This is a genomic window from Pseudomonas sp. B21-031 (assembly GCF_024748985.1).
Lineage (GTDB): Bacteria > Pseudomonadota > Gammaproteobacteria > Pseudomonadales > Pseudomonadaceae > Aquipseudomonas > Aquipseudomonas kermanshahensis.
In genome coordinates this window covers 4,515,126-4,534,016 of record NZ_CP087181.1, presented here as the reverse complement: position 1 = coordinate 4,534,016, position 18,891 = coordinate 4,515,126, and the positions used below count along the sequence as shown (strand labels likewise).

17 protein-coding genes are annotated in these 18,891 nt (G+C 63.1%); 5 read left to right on the top strand and 12 right to left on the bottom strand.

Annotation, left to right across the window (positions count from 1 at the left end; translation table 11 throughout):
- Window positions 1-480: 480 nt before the first annotated feature.
- The 3 genes from LOY53_RS20135 to LOY53_RS20125 all read right to left on the bottom strand — a co-directional run bounded on the left by LOY53_RS20135 (window position 481) and on the right by LOY53_RS20125 (window position 2,522).
- Complete coding sequence (locus LOY53_RS20135; protein WP_258703186.1) at window positions 481-687, bottom strand: hypothetical protein; 207 nt, start codon at window positions 685-687, stop codon at window positions 481-483.
- A 226-nt stretch (window positions 688-913) separates the two neighbouring features.
- The gene (locus tag LOY53_RS20130; RefSeq protein ID WP_099430202.1) at window positions 914-1,189 is read right to left on the bottom strand and encodes a DUF3077 domain-containing protein; all 276 of its coding nucleotides are present in this window, start codon (window positions 1,187-1,189) and stop codon (window positions 914-916) included.
- A 715-nt stretch (window positions 1,190-1,904) separates the two neighbouring features.
- A complete protein-coding gene (locus LOY53_RS20125) occupies window positions 1,905-2,522 on the bottom strand; it encodes a LysE family transporter (RefSeq protein WP_252825462.1) in 618 nt (205 codons plus the stop codon).
- Between the two features lie 206 nt (window positions 2,523-2,728).
- Between LOY53_RS20125 and LOY53_RS20120 the strand changes: the two genes are divergently transcribed.
- Window positions 2,729-2,920, top strand: coding sequence for a DUF4223 family protein (locus LOY53_RS20120; protein WP_027594641.1), 192 nt, complete (start codon window positions 2,729-2,731; stop codon window positions 2,918-2,920).
- Window positions 2,921-3,005: 85 nt separating this feature from the next.
- Here LOY53_RS20120 and LOY53_RS20115 read toward each other — a convergent pair whose 3' ends face one another.
- From LOY53_RS20115 to LOY53_RS20105, 3 genes are all read right to left on the bottom strand, one after another.
- The gene (locus LOY53_RS20115) at window positions 3,006-5,441 is read right to left on the bottom strand and encodes a TonB-dependent siderophore receptor (RefSeq protein WP_258703185.1); all 2,436 of its coding nucleotides are present in this window, start codon (window positions 5,439-5,441) and stop codon (window positions 3,006-3,008) included.
- A gap of 190 nt (window positions 5,442-5,631) precedes the next feature.
- On the bottom strand, window positions 5,632-6,597 hold the full coding sequence (locus LOY53_RS20110; RefSeq protein ID WP_258703184.1) for a FecR domain-containing protein: 966 nt from the start codon (window positions 6,595-6,597) through the stop codon (window positions 5,632-5,634).
- Window positions 6,598-6,601: 4 nt separating this feature from the next.
- Window positions 6,602-7,132, bottom strand: coding sequence for a sigma-70 family RNA polymerase sigma factor (locus tag LOY53_RS20105; protein ID WP_252825456.1), 531 nt, complete (start codon window positions 7,130-7,132; stop codon window positions 6,602-6,604).
- Window positions 7,133-7,466: 334 nt separating this feature from the next.
- Between LOY53_RS20105 and mqo the strand changes: the two genes are divergently transcribed.
- The 3 genes from mqo to LOY53_RS20090 all read left to right on the top strand — a co-directional run bounded on the left by mqo (window position 7,467) and on the right by LOY53_RS20090 (window position 10,516).
- On the top strand, window positions 7,467-9,104 hold the full coding sequence (gene mqo / locus LOY53_RS20100; RefSeq protein ID WP_027594638.1) for a malate dehydrogenase (quinone): 1,638 nt from the start codon (window positions 7,467-7,469) through the stop codon (window positions 9,102-9,104).
- A 156-nt stretch (window positions 9,105-9,260) separates the two neighbouring features.
- Window positions 9,261-9,899, top strand: a complete 639-nt coding sequence (locus LOY53_RS20095) for a hypothetical protein (protein ID WP_252825454.1) — start codon at window positions 9,261-9,263, stop codon at window positions 9,897-9,899.
- Window positions 9,899-10,516 carry a metalloregulator ArsR/SmtB family transcription factor gene (locus LOY53_RS20090; protein WP_252825453.1) on the top strand — a complete coding sequence of 206 codons (618 nt, stop codon included), beginning with the start codon at window positions 9,899-9,901 and terminating at the stop codon, window positions 10,514-10,516. Before LOY53_RS20095 ends, LOY53_RS20090 begins: the two co-directional genes overlap by 1 nt.
- Window positions 10,517-10,549: 33 nt before the next feature.
- Here LOY53_RS20090 and LOY53_RS20085 read toward each other — a convergent pair whose 3' ends face one another.
- Entirely contained in the window at window positions 10,550-10,885 is a 336-nt protein-coding gene (locus LOY53_RS20085) for a helix-turn-helix transcriptional regulator (protein ID WP_027594635.1), read from the bottom strand.
- A gap of 49 nt (window positions 10,886-10,934) precedes the next feature.
- Between LOY53_RS20085 and xenA the strand changes: the two genes are divergently transcribed.
- Window positions 10,935-12,026, top strand: coding sequence for a xenobiotic reductase XenA (gene xenA / locus LOY53_RS20080; protein ID WP_258703183.1), 1,092 nt, complete (start codon window positions 10,935-10,937; stop codon window positions 12,024-12,026).
- Window positions 12,027-12,147: 121 nt separating this feature from the next.
- On the opposite strand, the gene LOY53_RS20075 is transcribed toward xenA, so the two are convergent.
- The 5 genes from LOY53_RS20075 to LOY53_RS20055 all read right to left on the bottom strand — a co-directional run bounded on the left by LOY53_RS20075 (window position 12,148) and on the right by LOY53_RS20055 (window position 18,633).
- The gene (locus LOY53_RS20075; RefSeq protein ID WP_258703182.1) at window positions 12,148-13,404 is read right to left on the bottom strand and encodes an FAD-binding oxidoreductase; all 1,257 of its coding nucleotides are present in this window, start codon (window positions 13,402-13,404) and stop codon (window positions 12,148-12,150) included.
- Window positions 13,405-13,407: 3 nt separating this feature from the next.
- Window positions 13,408-14,985 carry an aldehyde dehydrogenase (NADP(+)) gene (locus tag LOY53_RS20070; protein WP_252825451.1) on the bottom strand — a complete coding sequence of 526 codons (1,578 nt, stop codon included), beginning with the start codon at window positions 14,983-14,985 and terminating at the stop codon, window positions 13,408-13,410.
- 72 nt (window positions 14,986-15,057) lie between these two features.
- Window positions 15,058-16,005 (bottom strand): dihydrodipicolinate synthase family protein, encoded by a 948-nt coding sequence (locus LOY53_RS20065; RefSeq protein ID WP_258703181.1) that lies wholly within the window; start codon window positions 16,003-16,005, stop codon window positions 15,058-15,060.
- Between the two features lie 56 nt (window positions 16,006-16,061).
- Window positions 16,062-16,988, bottom strand: a complete 927-nt coding sequence (locus LOY53_RS20060) for a 4-hydroxyproline epimerase (RefSeq protein ID WP_258703180.1) — start codon at window positions 16,986-16,988, stop codon at window positions 16,062-16,064.
- A 28-nt stretch (window positions 16,989-17,016) separates the two neighbouring features.
- The gene (locus LOY53_RS20055) at window positions 17,017-18,633 is read right to left on the bottom strand and encodes an APC family permease (protein WP_252825448.1); all 1,617 of its coding nucleotides are present in this window, start codon (window positions 18,631-18,633) and stop codon (window positions 17,017-17,019) included.
- Window positions 18,634-18,891 lie beyond the last annotated feature (258 nt).

Here is an 18,891-nt window from a genome sequence, read left to right as displayed (position 1 = left end):
AGGGTTGGATTGATAGAGTTTTCAAAATATTTAGTTCCCTCTAGATATCAGCATGTATGAGTTTTTTGATGGTTTTTTGCCATTATGACCTTAAGGTATCTCGCGATTTAAGCCTTGTCTAGCCCGCCGACGATGCATGGGCAGCTAGATTCTAGAAGTGAGGATTTAGCTGAGAAAATTTCGTTCAGGAATGAGCCAGCTTTCCTATCGCGAGAGGAGGTAGTTTTTGCATTTCGCTCGATGCGATAGATCCCGCAGTAGACATCCCTGACTTGACCCTCCGCCACAGCGGCAAGGGGCCGAGAAAGGGTAAGGGGGAGAAACTTGAGATTGGGACAGAATTGGTACGAGAATTTCACTAAAGATTTTATGTAAGCGAAATCAGTGAGTTGGAGAAAAACATCCCAATCCATCATCGGCGCTGCTCAGGTGTGGTTTTGGTAAGTCGAGAGCGTTTACGCCCGTCAGGAGAGTGGCCGCTCAAGCCCTCAGGCGTGCAATCCCAGTTGAAATCGCCTCAGCATGGATATCGAGGGTCGTCAGGGCGGCCATTACGTTTTCATGAATATCGACTGAGCCGCGATGGCTCACCCACAGCGAAAGCTCCTCCAGCGCTGCTCTGATAGCAACCTGGTTCAGAAGCAACAGCTCAAGGGTGTCGGCTGTGGTCGAGGCTTGTTCATCCATGAGCATGCTCCAGGTGCGAGAGTTCTTAGGGCAAATTTAGGGCAAATTCTAGGGCGTCTCAGACCTAAGCCGGCCATCCGCCAACGTCATAGTAGCCGGTTATGCTGGCCTGCGGCGGCCTATTGAGTGCGTCGGGCGGGTTCAAATCCCTATCTCTCCGCCATACATGTGGTAGATGAAGCCCCTGAAAACGATGAGTTTTCAGGGGCTTTTTCGTTGTTTGGCCTTAATGCTTCATCATCCCCAGTTCCGCATCATCAAGCAGCGCTTTGGCCATCGCGCTCAGGTAATGCGAAGCCCAGATCAACTTCTGATCGCCCTCCATTAACCCTGTCAGGGTCATGTCGCGTACATAGCCCATCAGCTCGGATGCCTGTTCGCGGGCGCTTTGGCAGCAGATGCCTGGCTCGATGCGAAAGAGTGGGTGGGTTTGGTTTTCGCCTTGGTAGAACGTTGTCAGGCCGACAGTGGTGGGCGGCTTTGGGGTGGCTGTAGTCGTCATTTAACTCCCTGGAATCTTTAGTGCCGGGCCTGGCCTCTTCGCGGGTGAACCCGCTCCCACAGGTATGGAGAAGAGCCCTGTGGGCTTGCCCGCGAAGGGGCCGGGCCTGGCTACGCAGCTACTCGAACGTTCAATCCACCGTGCGCGGCGCTGGGGGGATGTGCGAGGGAGTAGGGCGGATCGGGGACTATCTTGCGCATGAAAGCTCCTTGGGTAAGTGGAGCTGCCTGGCAACGCTGTCAAACGAATGGAGACAGCTATACACAGGTTGACAGACCGGTACCCAAGCAATCCGGCGCACACGAATGTGCCCTATGTACAGCCGCCATGAAGCGCTGCAACGGAAACTTGGGTTGTCGGCCTGTCAAAGCCAGTCGTTGATTTGGCAACGACTGGGCGAGACTAGAGCGCGACCCAAGCACTCGCAACAGTTTGAGCGGATCGTGAGTATGTTTGGGAAATGGACTACAAGATAGGGGAAAAAACTGAAGGTTAGCTGTAGGGCGGATGGCTGATTCGCCATCCTTTACAGTTCAAGAAATGACAACTGCGCTCTTCTGTTGTTTATGCGTTTTGGGTAAACCTGGGGCCGCTTTGCGGCCCATCGCAGGCAAGCCAGCTCCTACAGGTACAGCGCAAGCCTTGAAGGCAATGCAGTACCTGTAGGAGCTGGCTTGCCTGCGATGGGCTGCGCAGCAGCCCCGGAAATCTCGAATCAGCGCATCGCCGCCAGCTTGATCCCGAACCCAACCAGGCAAACCCCCGCCAACCGCTCGAACAGGTTGGCAATCCGTGGATTCGCGCGCATGCGTTCGGCCAGCTGGTGGGTCAACACCACCGCAATCAGCCCATACAGGAACGTCACCACCGCCACGGTCGCCGCCAGAAAGCCAAAGGTCAGCAACCCCTGGTGCTTCACCGGGTCGACGAACAGCGGGAAAAACGCCATGTAGAACATGATCGCCTTGGGGTTGAGCAAGGTGATCATCATCGTCTGGCGCAAGTAGTGGCCGTTGTCCATGCGGCTTGCACGCGGGGCGCCGCCGGGTTTGCTCAGCGCCATGCGCAGGCCCAGGTAGGCCAGGTACGCAGCACCCGCCCATTGCACCACGTGGAAGGCGGCAGGGTAGGCGGCAAGTAAGGTGGCAACGCCAGCCACGGCCAGCCACAGCAGCACCTGGTCACCCAGGATTACCCCGAAGGTCGCCGCCAAGCCGGCCTTGATGCCACCCTTGCCCGTGGCCGTGATCAAGGCAAAGTTGCCCGGGCCAGGGATTGCCAGGACGATGATGAAGGCGATGACGAAGGCGCCGTAGTCGGTAACACCCAGCATGGGGGGGAACTCCTGTAATAGTGCAGGTGCAAGGCAGAACTACAGACTATCTTCCCCGGCGGCTTACTTTTCAACTGTCCATTAATGCTACAAGTATGCGACGCATTCTTACATCGCAGCCTGTGCGACTTGGATCCAATGCCTTGGTTCTGTATGATCCGGGCGCCATCAGTACGATGGCCGACGATTCATTTAAAGGACTTAGTATGAAAAAGCTGTTGAAAGCCACTGTTGCCGTTGCTGTCGTTTCGGGCGTTGCCCTGCTGTCCGGCTGCACTGGTCAAGTCTACAACCAGCAGAAGAACTGCTCGTACGACTACCTGTTCCACCCTTCGGTTTCCATCTCCAAGGTCATCGGTGGCTGCGGCCCGATCGATAAACTGCCTCAGCCGCAGTAATCTTGGCGATACCCTGATCGCGACGCTTGCGGCGTGATCCAAGGACCCCGGTCATGCAGATGCCCGGGGTCTTTTGTTTAAGGGGTCACCAGCGCAACGAAACGGTACCGAGCAAGGTCCGCTCTTCACCCCAGTAGCAACGCCCGGCGTTGTTGCAGCCTGCTACATACTCTTTGTCGAACAGGTTGCGGGCATTGACCTCGACCGACCAGTTTTCGTCGAAGGTATACCCCACCTTGGCATCTACCAGCGTGACATCACCGGTATCGAGCTTGCCGTACAGGCTCGCCGGGGTATAAGCGAAGGTGCTGTCGAAGTGACGCACGCCACCGCCAATCTCAAGCCCCTTCAACAGCCCGTCACGAAAACGGTAGGTGCTCCACACCGATGCCTGGTTGCGCGGCACGCCGGTCATCTGGTGATCTTCATACAGCGAACCCGCCACGTCCTTGGTAATGCGCGAATCGGTGTAGGTGTAGGCCGCGGTGAGGTTGAGGTTTTCGCTCAGGTCGCTGTTGAGCTCCAGTTCCACACCCTTGGCGCGGCTGGCGCCGATCTGGCGGTAGTCGCCGACGCTTGAGTCGAACAACACATCGTCCTTCTTGCGCAGGTCGTACACCGACGCGGTAAAGGCGGTGTTCCAGCCCTTGGGCTCGTACTTGATACCCACTTCGTACTGTTCGCTGGTGGTCGGGTCCAGCGGGCCGCTCTTGCTCTCGGTCTGCTGGGTGGGGGCAAAGGCGGTGGAATAGCTGAAGTACGGCGACAGGCCGTTTTCGAACTGGTACATAACGCCGGTCTGCCAGGTGAACTTGCTGTCCCAGCTGTCCATGTCGACTGGCGGGTTGCCGACCTTGTTGCGGAACTGGCTGTTGACCCGGTCCAGGCGCCCGCCGAGCAGCAACACCCAGTTGTCGACCTTGGTTTGCAGCTGGCTGTAGAGGCCGTACATGGTTTGATCGAGCAAGGCGTTCTGCACATGCAGGGGCGTGCTTGGTTTGCCGTTCCAGACCGGATTGAACACGTTGATGGTGCCGCCGTTGCCGGCGTCCCAATCCTGGTTGAACGAGGTGCGGTCCAGGCTTGCACCTACCAGGAAGGTATGGTCGAACGCGCCGCTGATGAAGTGGCCTTCGAACTGGTTGTCCAGCGAGTAGGCGATGGACTTGTTGTAGCGGTCGTAGGCAGTGTTGCCCAAGGTGGTGCCGAAGCCGCCGTTGTTCAGGCTGCCTGGCCACATTTCCTGGCGGTCGATGCGCGACTGCATGTAGCGCGAATTCTGGCGGAACTGCCAGGTGTCGTTGAAGCGGTGGCTGAACTCATAGCCCAGGCTCCAGGTTTCGCGTTCGAAGTTGTCCCAGTCCGGGTTACCGGATAGCTGGTCCTTGTCGATCTTGCCGTTGGGGTTGTGCAGCAAGGTGCCGGCTGCGGGGTAGCCCAGCTCCATCAAGGTGCGGTCGCGCTGGTAGGTGGCCAGTACGGTCAGGCTGTTGAACTCGTCGAAGTTCAGGGTCAGCGACGGGGCGATGTAGAGGCGGTCATCAGGCTGGTGATCGACCTGGGTATCGGCGTTGCGGCCCATCATTACCAGGCGGCCAAGCACATTGCCTTCATCGTTCAATGGGCCGGAGACGTCGACACCCAGCTGGCGGCGGTTGTGCGAGCCATAGCTCAGCTGCACTTCGCCGCGGGCCTCGGCGGTCGGCCGTTTGCTGACCAGGTTGACCACGCCACCAGGGGCGTTCTCGCCGTACAGGATCGAGGTCGGGCCGCGGAACACTTCCACGCGCTCGAGGCCATAGGGCTCGCTGCTGGTGTCGTAGCGGTTGCCTTGCACCCGCAGGCCATCGCGCAGCAAGCCGTAGCCATAGTCGGTGGCGTTGAAGCCACGGATGAAGAACAGGTCGCCGGCCTGGCCGTCACCACCGGCAAAGGGTGGGGAGAAGATGCCCGGTACATAGCCGAGCACTTCGGTGAGGGTCTGCGATTGCTGGTCGTCCATGCGCTGGCGCGTCACCACCGAGACCGAGCGCGGGGTGTCGGCCAGGGCGCTGCTGGTCTTGCTGGCCGTGGCGCTGGAGACCGCACGGTAGCCCGTGTCGCCCTGGCCATTGCTGACGGCCAGGGTGGCGGCGTTGATGGCGGTGGCATCCAGTTGTAAAGCGTTGCCGTCTTCGACCGGTTGCAGCACATAGCCGCTGCTGCCTTGCGGTACAGCCTGCAGGCCGCTGCCTTGCAGCAGGCGGGCCAGCCCTTGGGTGACGCTGTAGCGGCCTTGCAGGCCCTGGCTGGTTTTACCGGCGGCCAATGCGTTGCTGCCGGCCAGGTAGATGCCGGCCTGGCTACTGAACTGGTTGAGGGCGCTGGTCAGCGAGCCGGGGGCGATGTTGAAGGCAGTCTCGGCATTGATCGCTTGTTCGGCGTACGCCAAGGTCGCCGGCAGCATCAGCGGTGCAGCGGCACAAAGGGAAAGCGGGGCGGCAAGCGCCAGGCGAAAGGCGGGGTGGAGGGGCGTCGGCATGCTGGTCCCTGAGGTCGATACGGTCAGTTGAGGAAGGTTGTGAGGGGTTAACCGAACGAGATTGGGAAAAGGGAACCGGTGGGTGCGTTTTTTTTGCATGAGGACTTTGGGGGTGTATGGCGTTGTTTTTGTAGCGCCTGTGAAATCGAGCGCCGCAAACCTATCGGCAACCACCCATCAGCCCCACTCTTCACGCCGGCTCGACGCTCACCCACCAGGGCGTCAGCCTTTGCACGCGAACCGGCAGCGCCGCCTGCAGCAGGTCGAGTGCGCGGTCGGTATCGTTGAGCGGAAAAGCCCCCATCACCGACAGCTGTGCCACCGACGGGTGCCAGCCCAGGTGGCCATGGCGATAGCGGCCCAGCGTCTGCAACAGCTGCGCCAGGGGCATGTCCTCGGCATTCAGGCGCTGATGAATCCACGACTCGCCCGCGCTTTGCGCCGGGCGCGGCGCGCTGATGCCCTGGGCGGTGAAGACCACCTGCTGCCCGGCCTGGACGATAAGGCGCTCGGCCCGTTGCGCAGTGCACACTTCGACCGCACCGGCGTACACGTCCAGCCGCGTGGTCCCGCCCTGCTGGCACACCGCAAAACGGGTACCCAGGGCTTGTATGCGCCCTTGCGCGGTGTCGACAAAAAATGGCCGGCGCGGGTCGGCGGCGGTTTCTACCAGGATTTCGCCAAAACGCAACGTGAGCACGCGGCTCAGCGCCGAGAACTCCAGGTCCACTGCGCTCTGGGCGCCCAGCCACAGCTGGCTGCCGTCGGCCAGGCGGGTTTGCCGGGTTTCGCCAATGCCGGTGGTAAAGTCGGCACCCCAGCCCGGCAATGGCGCACCCCGCCAGGCCTGCCAGCCGAGCAGCGAGCTGGCGCCGAGCACCAGCAACGTCTTGAGCCCGGTGCGCCGGCTGAAGCGGCGCGGGTCGTGCTCGCGCAGGGCCCGGCCCGCGGCAGCGCCTTCGGCCTGCAAAGGCGCGAAGCGCTGGCCGACACGTTGCACGTAGTGCCAGGCTGCGCGGTGGTCGCCGTGCTGGTCGAGCCAGTGTTGCCACTGGTGGCGCACCTGCGGGCTGGCGTCCTCGTCTTGCAGTTGCACGTACCAGTGCGCGGCTTCCTGCAAACTGGCGTGGCTGAGTTTCTGCGTGGGTGTGCTCATGGCGTCATTCCACCAGCACGCCGTCGAGTTCGGCTTCAAGGATGGCGCAGTGCAAAAAGGCCTGCGCCAGGTACTTCTTGATCATGCGTTCGCTGACGCCAATGTGCGCGGCGATATCGCGGTAGGCCAGGCCATCGATTTGTGCCAGCAGAAACGCCTGGCGCACCTTGCCGGGCAAGCGCAGCAGCATCGCGTCCACCTCGTGCAGGGTTTCGACGATGATCGCTCGCTGCTCGGGGGAGGGCTGCACGGCTTCGGGCTGCAACGCCAGCTGTTGCAGCCAGGCATGCTCCAGCCGCTGGCGCCGCCAGTGGTCCACGCATAGGCCACGGGCGATGGTGGCCAGGTAGGAGCGTTCAGCGCGCTCCCCGTCGAACTGGCGCGGGCGGTTGAGGATGCGCAGGAACGTGTCCTGAACCAGGTCGGCAGCATCGCAACGGCTGCCCAGGCGCCGGTACAAAAAGCCAAGCAACCAGCGCGAATGGCTGTGGTACAGGGCATGGATCGAGGTGTTCAACTCAGGTATCGAAACCACGGCGGCATCCGGCGCGAGCGCGTACTGGTGCGAATGAGAAATGATCGCAATAGTAGGGGTGACGGAAGAATACTGCAATCGCTGTCGAATATTCCCGCGTGGCTGGGACAACCTGTCGCCTTGACGCGCGGCCCCTCAATTTGTTTGTGCTGGCAATTCAGATACAATCGGAAAAACGTTTCAGCGATGGTGGGTCAATTCGACCATCGGCTGGGCGTTCACTGTTTCTCTTGGCTGCTGACTCCAATGATCAATAACAAGCGCGCGCTGAAGGACAGAACGACACGAGGCCCCGCCTAGGCCTCCCTTACGTGCTAACCATTGGGATTGATCAATGTTCAAGAAAGCTGGCAAGACCTTGCTGGGTCTGGCTGTCGCGGCGAGCGTCATGCAAGCGCACGCGGTAGAAACCAAGAAAGTCGACGTGCTGCTGGTCGGTGGCGGCATCATGAGCTCCACCCTGGCGGTCTGGCTGCATGAGCTGGAGCCGAGCTGGTCGATGGAAATGGTCGAGCGCCTGGACGGCGTCGCCGAAGAAAGCTCCAACGGCTGGAACAACGCCGGTACCGGCCACTCCGCGCTGGCCGAGCTGAACTACACCCCGGAAGACAAAGACGGCAACGTCAACATCACCAAGGCCATCGAAATCAACGAAGCCTTCCAGATCTCTCGCCAGTTCTGGTCGTGGCAGGTGCGTCAGGGCGTGCTGAAGAACCCGCATTCGTTCATCAATAGCACCCCGCACATGAGCTTCGTCTGGGGCGATGACAACATCAAGTTCCTCAAGAAGCGTTATGACGCGCTGCAGGCCAGCCCGCTGTTCCGCCCGATGCAGTACTCCGAGGACCACGCGCAGATCGCCAAGTGGGTCCCGCTGATGATGGAAGGCCGCGACCCTAACCAGAAGCTGGCCGTGACCTGGACGCCGATCGGCACCGACGTCAACTTCGGCGAGATCACCCGCCAGTTCGTTGGCCACCTGAAGACCCAGGACAAGTTCGACCTGAAGCTGTCCAGCGAAGTGCAGGACATCACCCGCAACAAGGACGGCTCCTGGCACGTCGAGTACAAGAACCTGAAGGACGGTACCGAATCGGCCACCGACGCCAAGTTCCTGTTCATCGGTGCCGGCGGCGGCGCGCTGAAGCTGCTGCAGAAGTCGGGCATCCCTGAGGCCAAGGAATACGCCGGCTTCCCGGTGGGCGGCTCGTTCCTGGTGACCGAGAACCCAACCGTTGCCATGCAGCACATGGCCAAGGCCTACGGCATCGCCTCGACCGGCGCGCCACCCATGTCGGTACCGCACCTGGACACCCGCGTGCTGGACGGCAAGCGCGTGATCCTGTTCGGGCCATTCGCGACCTTCTCGACCAAGTTCCTGAAGAACGGCTCGTACCTCGACCTGCTGGGCAGCACCACGCTGCACAACGTGTGGCCGATGACCAAGGTCGGTATCGAACAGTACCCGCTGGTCGAGTACCTCGCGGGCCAGCTGATGCTGTCTGACGACGACCGCTTCGAAGCCCTGCGCACCTACTTCCCGAACGCCAAGAAAGAAGACTGGCGCCTGTGGCAGGCCGGCCAGCGCGTGCAGATCATCAAGCGTGATGCCGAAAAAGGCGGCGTGCTGAAGCTGGGCACCGAAGTCGTGGCCTCCGAGGACCGCACCATTGCCGGCCTGCTGGGTGCCTCGCCAGGTGCTTCGACTGCTGCGCCGATCATGCTGAACGTGCTCGAAACCGTGTTCAAAGAGAAGGTGGCGACGCCTGAGTGGCAAGCCAAGATCAAAGAGATCGTGCCGAGCTACGGTACCAAGCTGAATGATTCGGCAGCCGCCACGCAGAAAGAGTGGAACTACACCGCTGAAGTGCTGCAGCTGGAGAAGCCGCCCGTGATCGATGCCAGCGTCGACTTCGGTGCTGCGCCAGGCAAAGCGGTTGAAAGCAAGCCTGAGAACGACATGGCGCTGTAAGCGACACTGTTGTGAACGAAAGCCACGGGGGTGACCTCGTGGCTTTTTTGTTTCCGGGCAAAGCCGCTGATCGGAAACCCTGGCGGGAGCCAATAAAAACATATTTTGATGCTTAAATTAATCTTGTCAGTCGATCCCCTCCAGGAGGGTGCCGTCATGAACCTCAAGATTGCTGCCTTACTGCTGTTAGCCCTGTGTGCGCAGCCGGCATGGAGCCAGAGTTACGCAACCGCTACCCCCGCCGCCAAACCTGCCCAAGCCGGTGCACTGACCACGCGCCTGGCCCTGCGCGACCTGTGGGTCGAGCACATATTTTGGGTCCGCAATTACGCCGTGGCCAACCAGGCCGGCAATGCCAAGCAAGCCGAAGTCGCCGCCAACGAAGTGGTCGCCGATGCCACCCGCATCGCCAATAGCATTGCGCCGTTGTACGGCCAGACGGCAGCCGACCAGTTGCTCAAGCTGCTCGCCGGCCACTGGGGCGCTATCAAGCATTACAGTGACGCCACCGTCGGCAAGGACAAGCAAGGCCAGCAGGCCGCTGTCGATGACCTGACCAGCAACGCCAAGGCGCTTGCCGCGTTCCTGGCCAAGGCCAACCCCAACCTGCCCGAGCAGACCCTGATCACGATGCTCGGCGCCCATGGCGGCCATCATATTGCGCAGATCGACCAGCTTGCCACTGGCGACTATGCCGGTGAAGCACGCACCTGGGGGATGATGCGCGAGCATATCCTGGCACTGGCGGACGCCTTGACGGCGGCGCTGGTCAAGCAGTTCCCGGACAAGTTCTGATGCTCGAAGGGCTTGGCCGTACCCAACAGGACCTGCTCCACGCGTTGCTGCATCAGCCGGCTGGCATGAGCATCGACGACCTGGCGCAGGCCCTGGCCATCACCCGTACCGCCGTGCGTCAGCACCTGGCCGCACTGGAGCGTGACGGCCTGGTGATGCGCGGTGCCACCCGGCCTACCGGGCGCCGTCCGGAGCAACTGCACCAGCTCACTGAGCATGCCCGCGAGTTGTTCCCGCGGCAGTATCCGCTGTTGGCCAATCTGTTGATCGCTGAAGTGGCCGGCATCATCGGCCATGACGCCCTGCAGGTGCTGATGCGCCAGTTGGGGCGCAAGCTGGCGGCAGACCTGGAGCGGCAGGTGGTGGATGAGGCGCGCATCGTTCAGCACATGAACACGGCCGGGTATGAGGCAGAGGTGTTCTTTCGCTCAGCCGGTGAGCCGCAGATCGTCGCGCACAATTGCGTGTTCCATCACCTGGCCAAGGCGCACCCGGTGGTGTGTGAGCTGGACCTGGCGCTGATCGGGACGTTGGGGGGCGCCGAGGTCAGCCATGAAGAATGCATGCTGAGGGGAGGGCAGGTGTGCAGGTTTGCACTGCGTAAGGAACAGACTTGATGCTGGTGGTGCGGGCCTCTTCGCGGGCAGGAATCACTGCTGCCGCAGAATGCACGCCAGTAACCCAGGGAACCGTTCGTCGAGCATTTCGCTGCGCAGCGAGTTCATGTGGGTCGTGCCGACATTACGCGTATGCACCAACCCCGCATCGCGCAACACGCGAAAATGGTGTGACATGCTCGACTTCGGCCGGCCGCCGTCCAGCTCGCCGCAGCTGGCCTCCGCCACGCCCGCCAAGTGGCGCACGATCTCCATGCGTACGGGGTCGCTCAAGGCGTAAAGCAGGCGCTCGAGGATCAGGTCTTCAGGGTTGGGATGTTTGTAGGCTCGCATGGTCGACATGATAACGGGCCTTTCAATTATTGCCATAGTTCGATTATGATCGAACTATCGTATTCAGATGAACCCGGAGTCCCTCATGTCCGCATTGTTCGAACCCTATACCCTCAAAGACGTCACCCTGCGCAACCGCATCGCCATTCCGCCCATGTGCCAGTACATGGCCGAGGACGGCATGGTCAATGATTGGCACCACGTCCACCTGGCCGGCTTGGCCCGAGGTGGTGCCGGCCTGGTGGTGGTCGAAGCCACTGCGGTCGCGCCAGAAGGGCGCATTACCCCCGGCTGCGCCGGTATCTGGAGCGACGCCCATGCCCAGGCGTTCGTGCCGATGGTGCAGGCGATCAAAGCAGCAGGCTCAGTGCCGGGCATCCAGATTGCCCATGCCGGGCGCAAGGCCAGCGCCAACCGCCCGTGGGAAGGGGACGACCACATCGCCGCCGACGATGCCCGCGGCTGGGAGACCATCGCCCCCTCGGCCATCGCCTTCGGCGCTCACTTGCCGAAAATACCGCGCGAAATGACCTTGGACGACATTGCCCGGGTCAAGCAGGACTTCGTCGATGCCGCCCGCCGTGCGCACGAGGCGGGCTTTGAGTGGATCGAACTGCACTTTGCCCACGGTTACCTGGGCCAAAGCTTCTTCTCCGAGCATTCCAACCAGCGTACCGACGCCTACGGTGGCAGCTTCGAGAACCGCAGCCGCTTCTTGCTGGAAACCCTGGCAGCCGTGCGTGAGGTGTGGCCGGAGAACCTGCCGCTGACCGCCCGCTTTGGTGTGCTGGAATATGACGGCCGCGATGAGCAGACCTTGGACGAGTCCATCGAGTTGGCCCGGATGTTCAAAGCCGGTGGCCTGGACCTGCTGAGTGTCAGCGTCGGGTTCACCATCCCTGAGACGAACATCCCGTGGGGCCCAGCGTTCATGGGGCCGATTGCCGAGCGCGTGCGCCGCGAGGCAGGCCTGCCGGTGACGTCGGCGTGGGGCTTTGGTACACCGCAGCTAGCGGAAGGCGCGCTGAAAGCCAATCAGCTCGACCTGGTGTCGGTAGGGCGTGCGCACCTGGCGGACCCGCACTGGGCGTACTTCGCGGCCAAGGAGTTGGGGGTGGATAAAGCGTCGTGGACCCTGCCGGCGCCTTATGCGCACTGGCTTGAGCGTTATCGCTGAGTGATGCAGGGGGCTGCTGCGCAGCCCAATCGCCGGCAAGCCGGCTCCCACAGGTAGTGCGCATGCCGGCCTCTGTGGGAGCCGGCTTGCCGGCGATTGGGCCGCAAAGCGGCCCCAGGCTTCAAAACCGATCCAACCGATAGGCCTCCATCTGCGGCCTTCTTTGCTGGTTGGCCAGCCGCCCCACCCATTCGGCCGTCACCGCCGCCTGAGTCAACCCCAGGTGCTGATGCCCGAACGCAAGCATCACCCGACCCTCGCACACCTGGTCGATCACCGGCAATGAATCCGGCAACGACGGCCTGAAGCCCATCCACGGCGTCGCCCCTTCGGCATCGAGATCTTGCTGGAACAAGCCCTTGCTCAGCCGGTGCAGCTGCCATGCCCGTTGCATGCTTGGCGGCGCATCGAGCCCGGCGAATTCCACCGTGCCGGCCAGCCGTAACCCGTCGGCCATCGGCGTCATGATGAACTTGCGCTCCAGCGAGGTGACGGCAAAGGGCAGCCGTTGATGTTCACCCGGCAACATCAGGTGGTAGCCACGTTCGGTGTCCAGCGGCACCCGCTTGCCGGTAAGGGCCGCAGTGAGTTTCGCCGAATGCGCGCCGCAACTGATCAGCACCTGGCGTGCAGTGAACGTGCCTTGGTCGCTGGCCAGGCTGACGCCGCTGCCGTGCAGGTGCCCACCGTCGACGTGCGCCCGGACGAAGCGAACCCCACTGGCCTTGGCCGCTTCGAACAGCTCGCAGACCACGCGGTACGGGTCGATGAAATGCCCGGTACGGGGGAAAAACAGCCCGCCCAGGATCGAGCGGCTCAGCTGAGGCGCCGCTGCCCATACGCTGTCGGCCGACCAGTACTCTGCCGGCACCGCCTGCTGTTGCATGCGCGCCTGCAAGGCCGCCAGTGCCTGGCGCGATTCGTTGCGTTCGAACACCAGCAACGACCCCTCTTCCTTGAACAGGTCGCTGCGCCCAATCGAGCCTAACAACCGCTGCCAGGCCGCCAGGCTGCCTTCGTTCAGCGCACGGATGCCAGCCACGCTGCGCTGAAACGGCGCCGGCCGCAGGTTGAGCAGCAAGCGGGTGAACCAGGGCATGGCCTTGGGCAGGTACTTCCAGTCCAGGCGCAGCGGGCCCATCGGGTCCATCAGCATGCTGGGCAGGCGCTTGAGAATCGACAAGTCGGCAATCGGGAACACCTGCTCGGTGGCCAGGTGCCCGGCGTTGCCGAATGAGGCGCCGTGGCCAGGTGGCTCGCGGTCGATCAGCAGCACCCGACGGCCTTGCCTTGCCAACTGCAGGGCACAGGCGACGCCGACGATGCCGGCGCCGACCACCGCGATATCAGTTTCAGCAGCGTTGAGCGGCTCGACCATGGTTCAGCCTTCCCGCTTGCCGTCGAGCAACCGGCGCAGTTGCAGCGGGTTGCCGTGGCGCAAGGCCTCTGGCAGCAGCCCGTCTGGGAAGTCCTGGTAGCACACCGGGCGCAGGAAGCGCAGGATCGCCGCGGTGCCCACCGACGTGGTGCGGGCATCGGAAGTAGCCGGGAATGGCCCGCCATGGACCATCGCATCGCACACCTCGACCCCGGTCGGCCACCCGTTGACCAGGATGCGCCCGGCCTTGCGTTCCAAGGTCGGCAACAGGGCGCGGGCACTGTCGATGTCGGCCTCGTCCAGTTGTAGCGTCGCGGTCAGTTGGCCTTCCAGGTGCTCGGCAACCTGGCGCACCTGCGCGTCGCTGTCGCACGCTACCACCAGTGAGGCAGCGCCGAAGACCTCGGCTTGCAGCGCCGGGTCGGTCAGAAACGCGCTGGCCTGGGTCACGAACAACTGGGCCTGGCACTGGTTAGGGCCATGCGCCGGTTGACCGCTGGCGGCGACTTCGGCGTTGCTGTTCTCGGCCAATGCGCCAACGCCCGTTTCATAAGCGCTGAAAATACCGGGGGTGAGCATGGTTTGTGCGGCTGCACGTTGCACCTGCTCGCTGGCGGCGTCGACGAAGCGTTGCAGGGCCGGCCCTTGCCGGGCGATCACCAGGCCAGGGTTGGTGCAGAACTGCCCGGCGCCTTGGGTCAGCGAAGCGACGAACCCTTGCGCCAGTGCTTCGCCGCGACGCTGCAGGGCGGCGTCAAACAGGAACACCGGGTTGATCGAACTCATCTCGGCGTACACCGGGATAGGCTCTGGGCGGGCCTGCGCCGCGTGGCACAGGGCGATGCCGCCGCTGCGCGAGCCGGTAAAACCGACGGCCTTGATGCGCGGGTCGCTGACCAGGGCGATGCCCACTTCACGGCCCGCGCCGTACAACAGCGAGAACACGCCTTCAGGCAGGCCACAGTGCTTCACGGCGTCAGCCACCGCCCGGCCCACCAGCTCGCTGGTGCCAGGGTGGGCGCCGTGGGCCTTGACCACCACCGGGCAACCCGCGGCCAGTGCCGAAGCCGTGTCGCCGCCGGCCACCGAGAAGGCCAGGGGGAAGTTGCTGGCGCCAAACACCGCCACCGGCCCCAGGGCCACCTGGCGCTGGCGCAGGTCGGGGCGCGGCAGGGGCTGGCGCTCGGGCAGGGCATTGTCGACCCGCACGTCCAGCCATTCGCCGGCACGTACCACGCGGGCGAACGTGCGCAGTTGCGTGCAGGTGCGGCCGCGTTCGCCTTGGATGCGTGCCTTGGGCAGGCCCGTCTCGGCGACGGCGCGGTCGATCAGTGCATCGCCCAGGGCCTCGATCTGTTCGGCGATGGTTTCAAGAAAGTGTGCCCGTTGTTCGAGCGAGGTCTCGCGGTATTCATCGAACGCCGCCCAGGCCAGTGCGCAGGCCTGGGCCACGTGTTCGCCGGTGCCGCCGAGGTAGGCGGGTTCGAGCGCTTGGCCGGTGGCCGGGTCGATGGCGCGGATGGCGTCGCGGCTGCCGGTTACCGGCGTTTGGCCAATCAGCAGGTTGCCTGTCAGGGTCATGGGGGCGTCCTTGGTAATGCGGGAGTGAAGAGCGGCGGTGCCCGAGTCATCGAGCACTACCTGTGGCAAGGATCAGGCGACGTTCTGCTCGGCCGACCAGTTGGCGTACCACTGGCGGAACAGCGCGTATTGCTGCTCGGCGTAGTTGCGCTGGGCATCGGTCAGGGCGTCGGTCTCGTTGAAGTGCAGGCTGTACTCGCGGTCGCCGTTGAGCACCATCAGGTGCTTGTAATACAGCACCAGGTCGCAGCCTTCATCGAACGACGACAACACCGCCAACGCCGCTTCCAGTTCGCGGGCCAGGCGCCGGGCCTTGGCATCACCTTTGGCAGCCTGCTTGCTCAGGCTCACCAGTTGCAGCACTTCACGGGGCAGGGCGTTGCCGATGCCGGTGATGGCACCGGTGGCATTGCAGTTGACGAAGCCATGCACTACTTGGGTGTCGACGCCGACCATCAGGGTCACGTCATCGTCCTTGGAAGTGATGTGCTCGGCGGCGTAGCGCAGGTCGGCGCTACCGCCAAATTCCTTGAAGCCGATCAGGTTCGGGTACTCGCGGCGCAGCTCGAAGAACAGGTCGGCGCGGGTGGCAAAGCCGTAGTACGGGCTGTTGTAGATGACTGCCGGCAGTTTCGGCGCGGCGGCCAGGATGGCCGAGAAGTGGTGCTTTTGAGCAATCAACGAAGCGCCGCGGGACAGTACACGCGGGATCACCATCAGGCCGGCCGCGCCAACTTCGGCGGCATGGGCCGCGTGGGAAACCGCTTCACGGGTATTCACCGCGCCGGTACCGACGATGGTCGGGATGCCGGCAGCCACCAGGCGCGCCACGCCTTCCTGGCGTTCGGCCTCGGTCAGCAGCGGCCAGTCGCCCATCGAGCCGCAGTACACCACGGCGCTCATGCCGGCTTCGATCAGCTCGCGGCCTTTGCGTACCAGGGCATCGAAGTCCGGTTTACGGGCGGCGGTGCAGGGGGTCATCAGGGCAGGCATGCAGCCGGTGAAGATGTTGTCGCTCATGGGTGTCACTCCTTGCAGTATTCAGTCTGGGTTGCGAATAAAAAGGCCTGGGCAGGTCAGATGCCCCAGGCGAAAGGATCCTGTTCGTCGATCAGCAGGGTGCTGTCGGCGGTCATGTAGGCGCGGCCGGTGATGAACGGGCGAATACGCTCGCCCTCGCGCTGGTAGCGGCCCTGGAACTGGCTGCCGGTGATGCTCGCCTGGACCCAGGTCTGGCCCTCGTCGAGCTTGCCGTCGGCGGCCAGGCAGGCCAGCTTGGCGCTGGTGCCCGTGCCGCAAGGGGAGCGGTCGTAGGCCTTGCCGGGGCACATGACGAAGTTGCGGCTGTCGGCGGCGGGGTCGTCGGCAAACAGCTCGACATGGTCGATCGGCTCGCCGTTTTCGCCGGTGATGCCCTGGGCCTGCAGGGCGTTGAGCATCGCCCAGGTGTAGTCGGTGAGCGCTTCGACGTTGTCCAGCTCGATGCGCTGGCCATGCTCGGACACCAGGAAGAACCAGTTGCCGCCCCAGGCGATATCGCCGTGCACCACGCCATGGCCCGGTACCTCGACCGGCACCTGTTGGCGATAGCGGTAGGCAGGCACGTTGCCTACGGTGATCGCGCCGTCTTCATGCAAGGTGGCGCTCACCTGGCCGACCGGCGTGTCGACCTTGTGCACACCTGGCGCGATCAGCCCCAGGTGCTGCAGCGAGGCGATCAGGCCGATGGTGCCGTGGCCGCACATGTTCAGGTAGCCGGCGTTGTTGAAGAAGATCACCCCGCACGTGGCGTCTTCCGAGACCGGCGGGCAATACAGTGCACCGACCAGCACATCGTTGCCACGAGGCTCCAGCAGGCAGGCGCGGCGCCAGGGGTCATGCAGTTCGCGCAGTTCGTCGCGCTGTTCGGCCATGGTGCGGCCATTGAGCGGTGGGAAGCCTTTCATCACCAGGCGGGTCGGTTCGCCGCCGGTATGCGAGTCGATGACGTGAATGTGTTTCATGGGCAGGTCCCTTGAATGGTGGCCGAGGTCAGGGGGCGACAGCGGCAGGGCGGTGGCCCAGGTGTGTGTCGGCGGTGGCTTCGCTCTCGTCTTCGCCATCCAGGCGCACCAGGTGCGCCGGCACGCCGGTCGCGGCGCCCCAGTAGTAGATGCCCAGGGCACAGGCGGCCACGACCACGGTGTCGAACGGGTGGCCGATCACGCCCAGGCCGCCGAAGCTGCCCAGCCAAGACAACAGGATGGTCACGGCGTAGAAACCGATCAGCCAGGCCGACGAGCGCACTTGCTGGCCGATGGACAGGTGCTGGGTTGGCACGAAGCGGGCGCACAGCAGGTAAAGCACGAACATCACGATTTGCAGGGCCAGCAGCCACGACACGGTGTTCCAGCCCGACCAGTAGACGATCAGCGCGGCGATGATGAACGACAGCGGGCCGAGCACGCTCATGCCCTTGACGCGGAACGGGCGCGGCATCTCGGGTGCGTTGCGGCGCAGCGCGGCGACGGTGACCGGGGCCACGGCATAGCTCAGTACCAGTGCCGCCGAGACCACGTTGATCAGCGCTTCCCAGGACGGGAACGGCAGGGTCCAGAACACCGACAGGGCAAAGGTCAGCCACAGCGCCGGGCGGGGGATGCCGGACTGCTCGTCGATGCGGGTGAAGACTTTGAAGAAGGTCCCGGTCTGCGCCCAGCCATAGATCACCCGCGGGGTGGCGTTCATGTAGATGTTGCCGCAACCGCTTGGCGAGATGACCGCGTCGGCCACCACCAGGTAGGCCAGCCAGCCCACGCCCAAAGCCAGGGCGATGTCGCGGTAGGGCAGGGCGAGTTCCTTGGTCACACCGGCCCAGCCGTTGGCCAGCATTTCGGTTGGCACGCTGCCGAGGAAGGCCAGTTGCAGCAGGGCGTAGATCGCAGTGGACAACAGCACCGACAGGATCAGCGCGATTGGAATGGTGCGCTGCGGGTTCTTCACTTCACTGGCCACCGAAATGATCGGTGTCAGCCCCAGGTAGGCGAAGATGATGCCACCCGCCGAGACGGCCATTTCCACACCCGACAGGCCGAACGGCGCAAAGCCCTGGACCTCGAAGTTTGCCGGTTTGAAGAAGGTGAACAGCACGCCGATCACCAGCAACGGCACGATGAACTTGAACACGCTGACCAGGTTGTTGGCTTTGGCGAAGGTCTTGACGCTGCGGTAGTTGAGCAGAAAGAACAGCCCCAGCAGCGCGAACTGCACCAGCCAGCCGAGCACGCTCGGGTCACTGGACCCGGCCTTGGTCAGTTCGGGGAACCAGGCCGCGGCGTATTGCCGTGACGCGACCACTTCGATGGCGATCAGGCTGGAAAACGCGATCAGCGTGATGAAGCCCATCAGGTAGCCAAGCAACGGGCCGTGGGAATACACCGGGTAGCGCACCACGCCACCGGCGCGGGGCAGGGCGGCGCCGAGCTCGCAGTAGACGATGCCCAGCAACAGCACGGCGAAACCGCCGAGGAACCAGGACAGAATACCGGCGGGGCCAGCGATGGCCGAGACGTGGCTGGCGGCGAACAGCCAGCCAGAGCCGAAGATGGCGCCTAGGCCGATGAAGGTGAGGTCGAGCAATGAGAGCTGTTTTTTGAATTTGCCTGACATGGGTGCGCCTTTTTGTAGGTTTTGGATAGGCAGGTCTGATGTCACGAGGTGCGGCTTTTTGGGCCGCGCTCTTGTAGGTCTTGGGCGGCTTGCGTGGGGCATAGAGTGGACCGATCGGGGCATCGGTTCTTGATGGTTTTCTGCAGGGTGGATGACGAAATCGGCACAGTTGCAGAAAAGTAGTGGCGGGGTGGTGGGCTCGTGGATAGGCTGAAAGCCATACCGCATAAGGGCTTGGGAGATGCAGTGCCAGTGCCG

Coding starts and splice junctions, on each gene's coding strand:
- LOY53_RS20135 (WP_258703186.1), bottom strand. CDS start 687: ATGGATGAACAAGCCTCGACCACAGCCGACACCCTTGAGCTGTTGCTT.
- LOY53_RS20130 (WP_099430202.1), bottom strand. CDS start 1,189: ATGACGACTACAGCCACCCCAAAGCCGCCCACCACTGTCGGCCTGACA.
- LOY53_RS20125 (WP_252825462.1), bottom strand. CDS start 2,522: ATGCTGGGTGTTACCGACTACGGCGCCTTCGTCATCGCCTTCATCATC.
- LOY53_RS20120 (WP_027594641.1), top strand. CDS start 2,729: ATGAAAAAGCTGTTGAAAGCCACTGTTGCCGTTGCTGTCGTTTCGGGC.
- LOY53_RS20115 (WP_258703185.1), bottom strand. CDS start 5,441: ATGCCGACGCCCCTCCACCCCGCCTTTCGCCTGGCGCTTGCCGCCCCG.
- LOY53_RS20110 (WP_258703184.1), bottom strand. CDS start 6,597: ATGAGCACACCCACGCAGAAACTCAGCCACGCCAGTTTGCAGGAAGCC.
- mqo (WP_027594638.1), top strand. CDS start 7,467: ATGTTCAAGAAAGCTGGCAAGACCTTGCTGGGTCTGGCTGTCGCGGCG.
- LOY53_RS20095 (WP_252825454.1), top strand. CDS start 9,261: ATGAACCTCAAGATTGCTGCCTTACTGCTGTTAGCCCTGTGTGCGCAG.
- LOY53_RS20090 (WP_252825453.1), top strand. CDS start 9,899: ATGCTCGAAGGGCTTGGCCGTACCCAACAGGACCTGCTCCACGCGTTG.
- LOY53_RS20085 (WP_027594635.1), bottom strand. CDS start 10,885: ATGGCAATAATTGAAAGGCCCGTTATCATGTCGACCATGCGAGCCTAC.
- xenA (WP_258703183.1), top strand. CDS start 10,935: ATGTCCGCATTGTTCGAACCCTATACCCTCAAAGACGTCACCCTGCGC.
- LOY53_RS20075 (WP_258703182.1), bottom strand. CDS start 13,404: ATGGTCGAGCCGCTCAACGCTGCTGAAACTGATATCGCGGTGGTCGGC.
- LOY53_RS20070 (WP_252825451.1), bottom strand. CDS start 14,985: ATGACCCTGACAGGCAACCTGCTGATTGGCCAAACGCCGGTAACCGGC.
- LOY53_RS20065 (WP_258703181.1), bottom strand. CDS start 16,005: ATGAGCGACAACATCTTCACCGGCTGCATGCCTGCCCTGATGACCCCC.
- LOY53_RS20060 (WP_258703180.1), bottom strand. CDS start 16,988: ATGAAACACATTCACGTCATCGACTCGCATACCGGCGGCGAACCGACC.
- LOY53_RS20055 (WP_252825448.1), bottom strand. CDS start 18,633: ATGTCAGGCAAATTCAAAAAACAGCTCTCATTGCTCGACCTCACCTTC.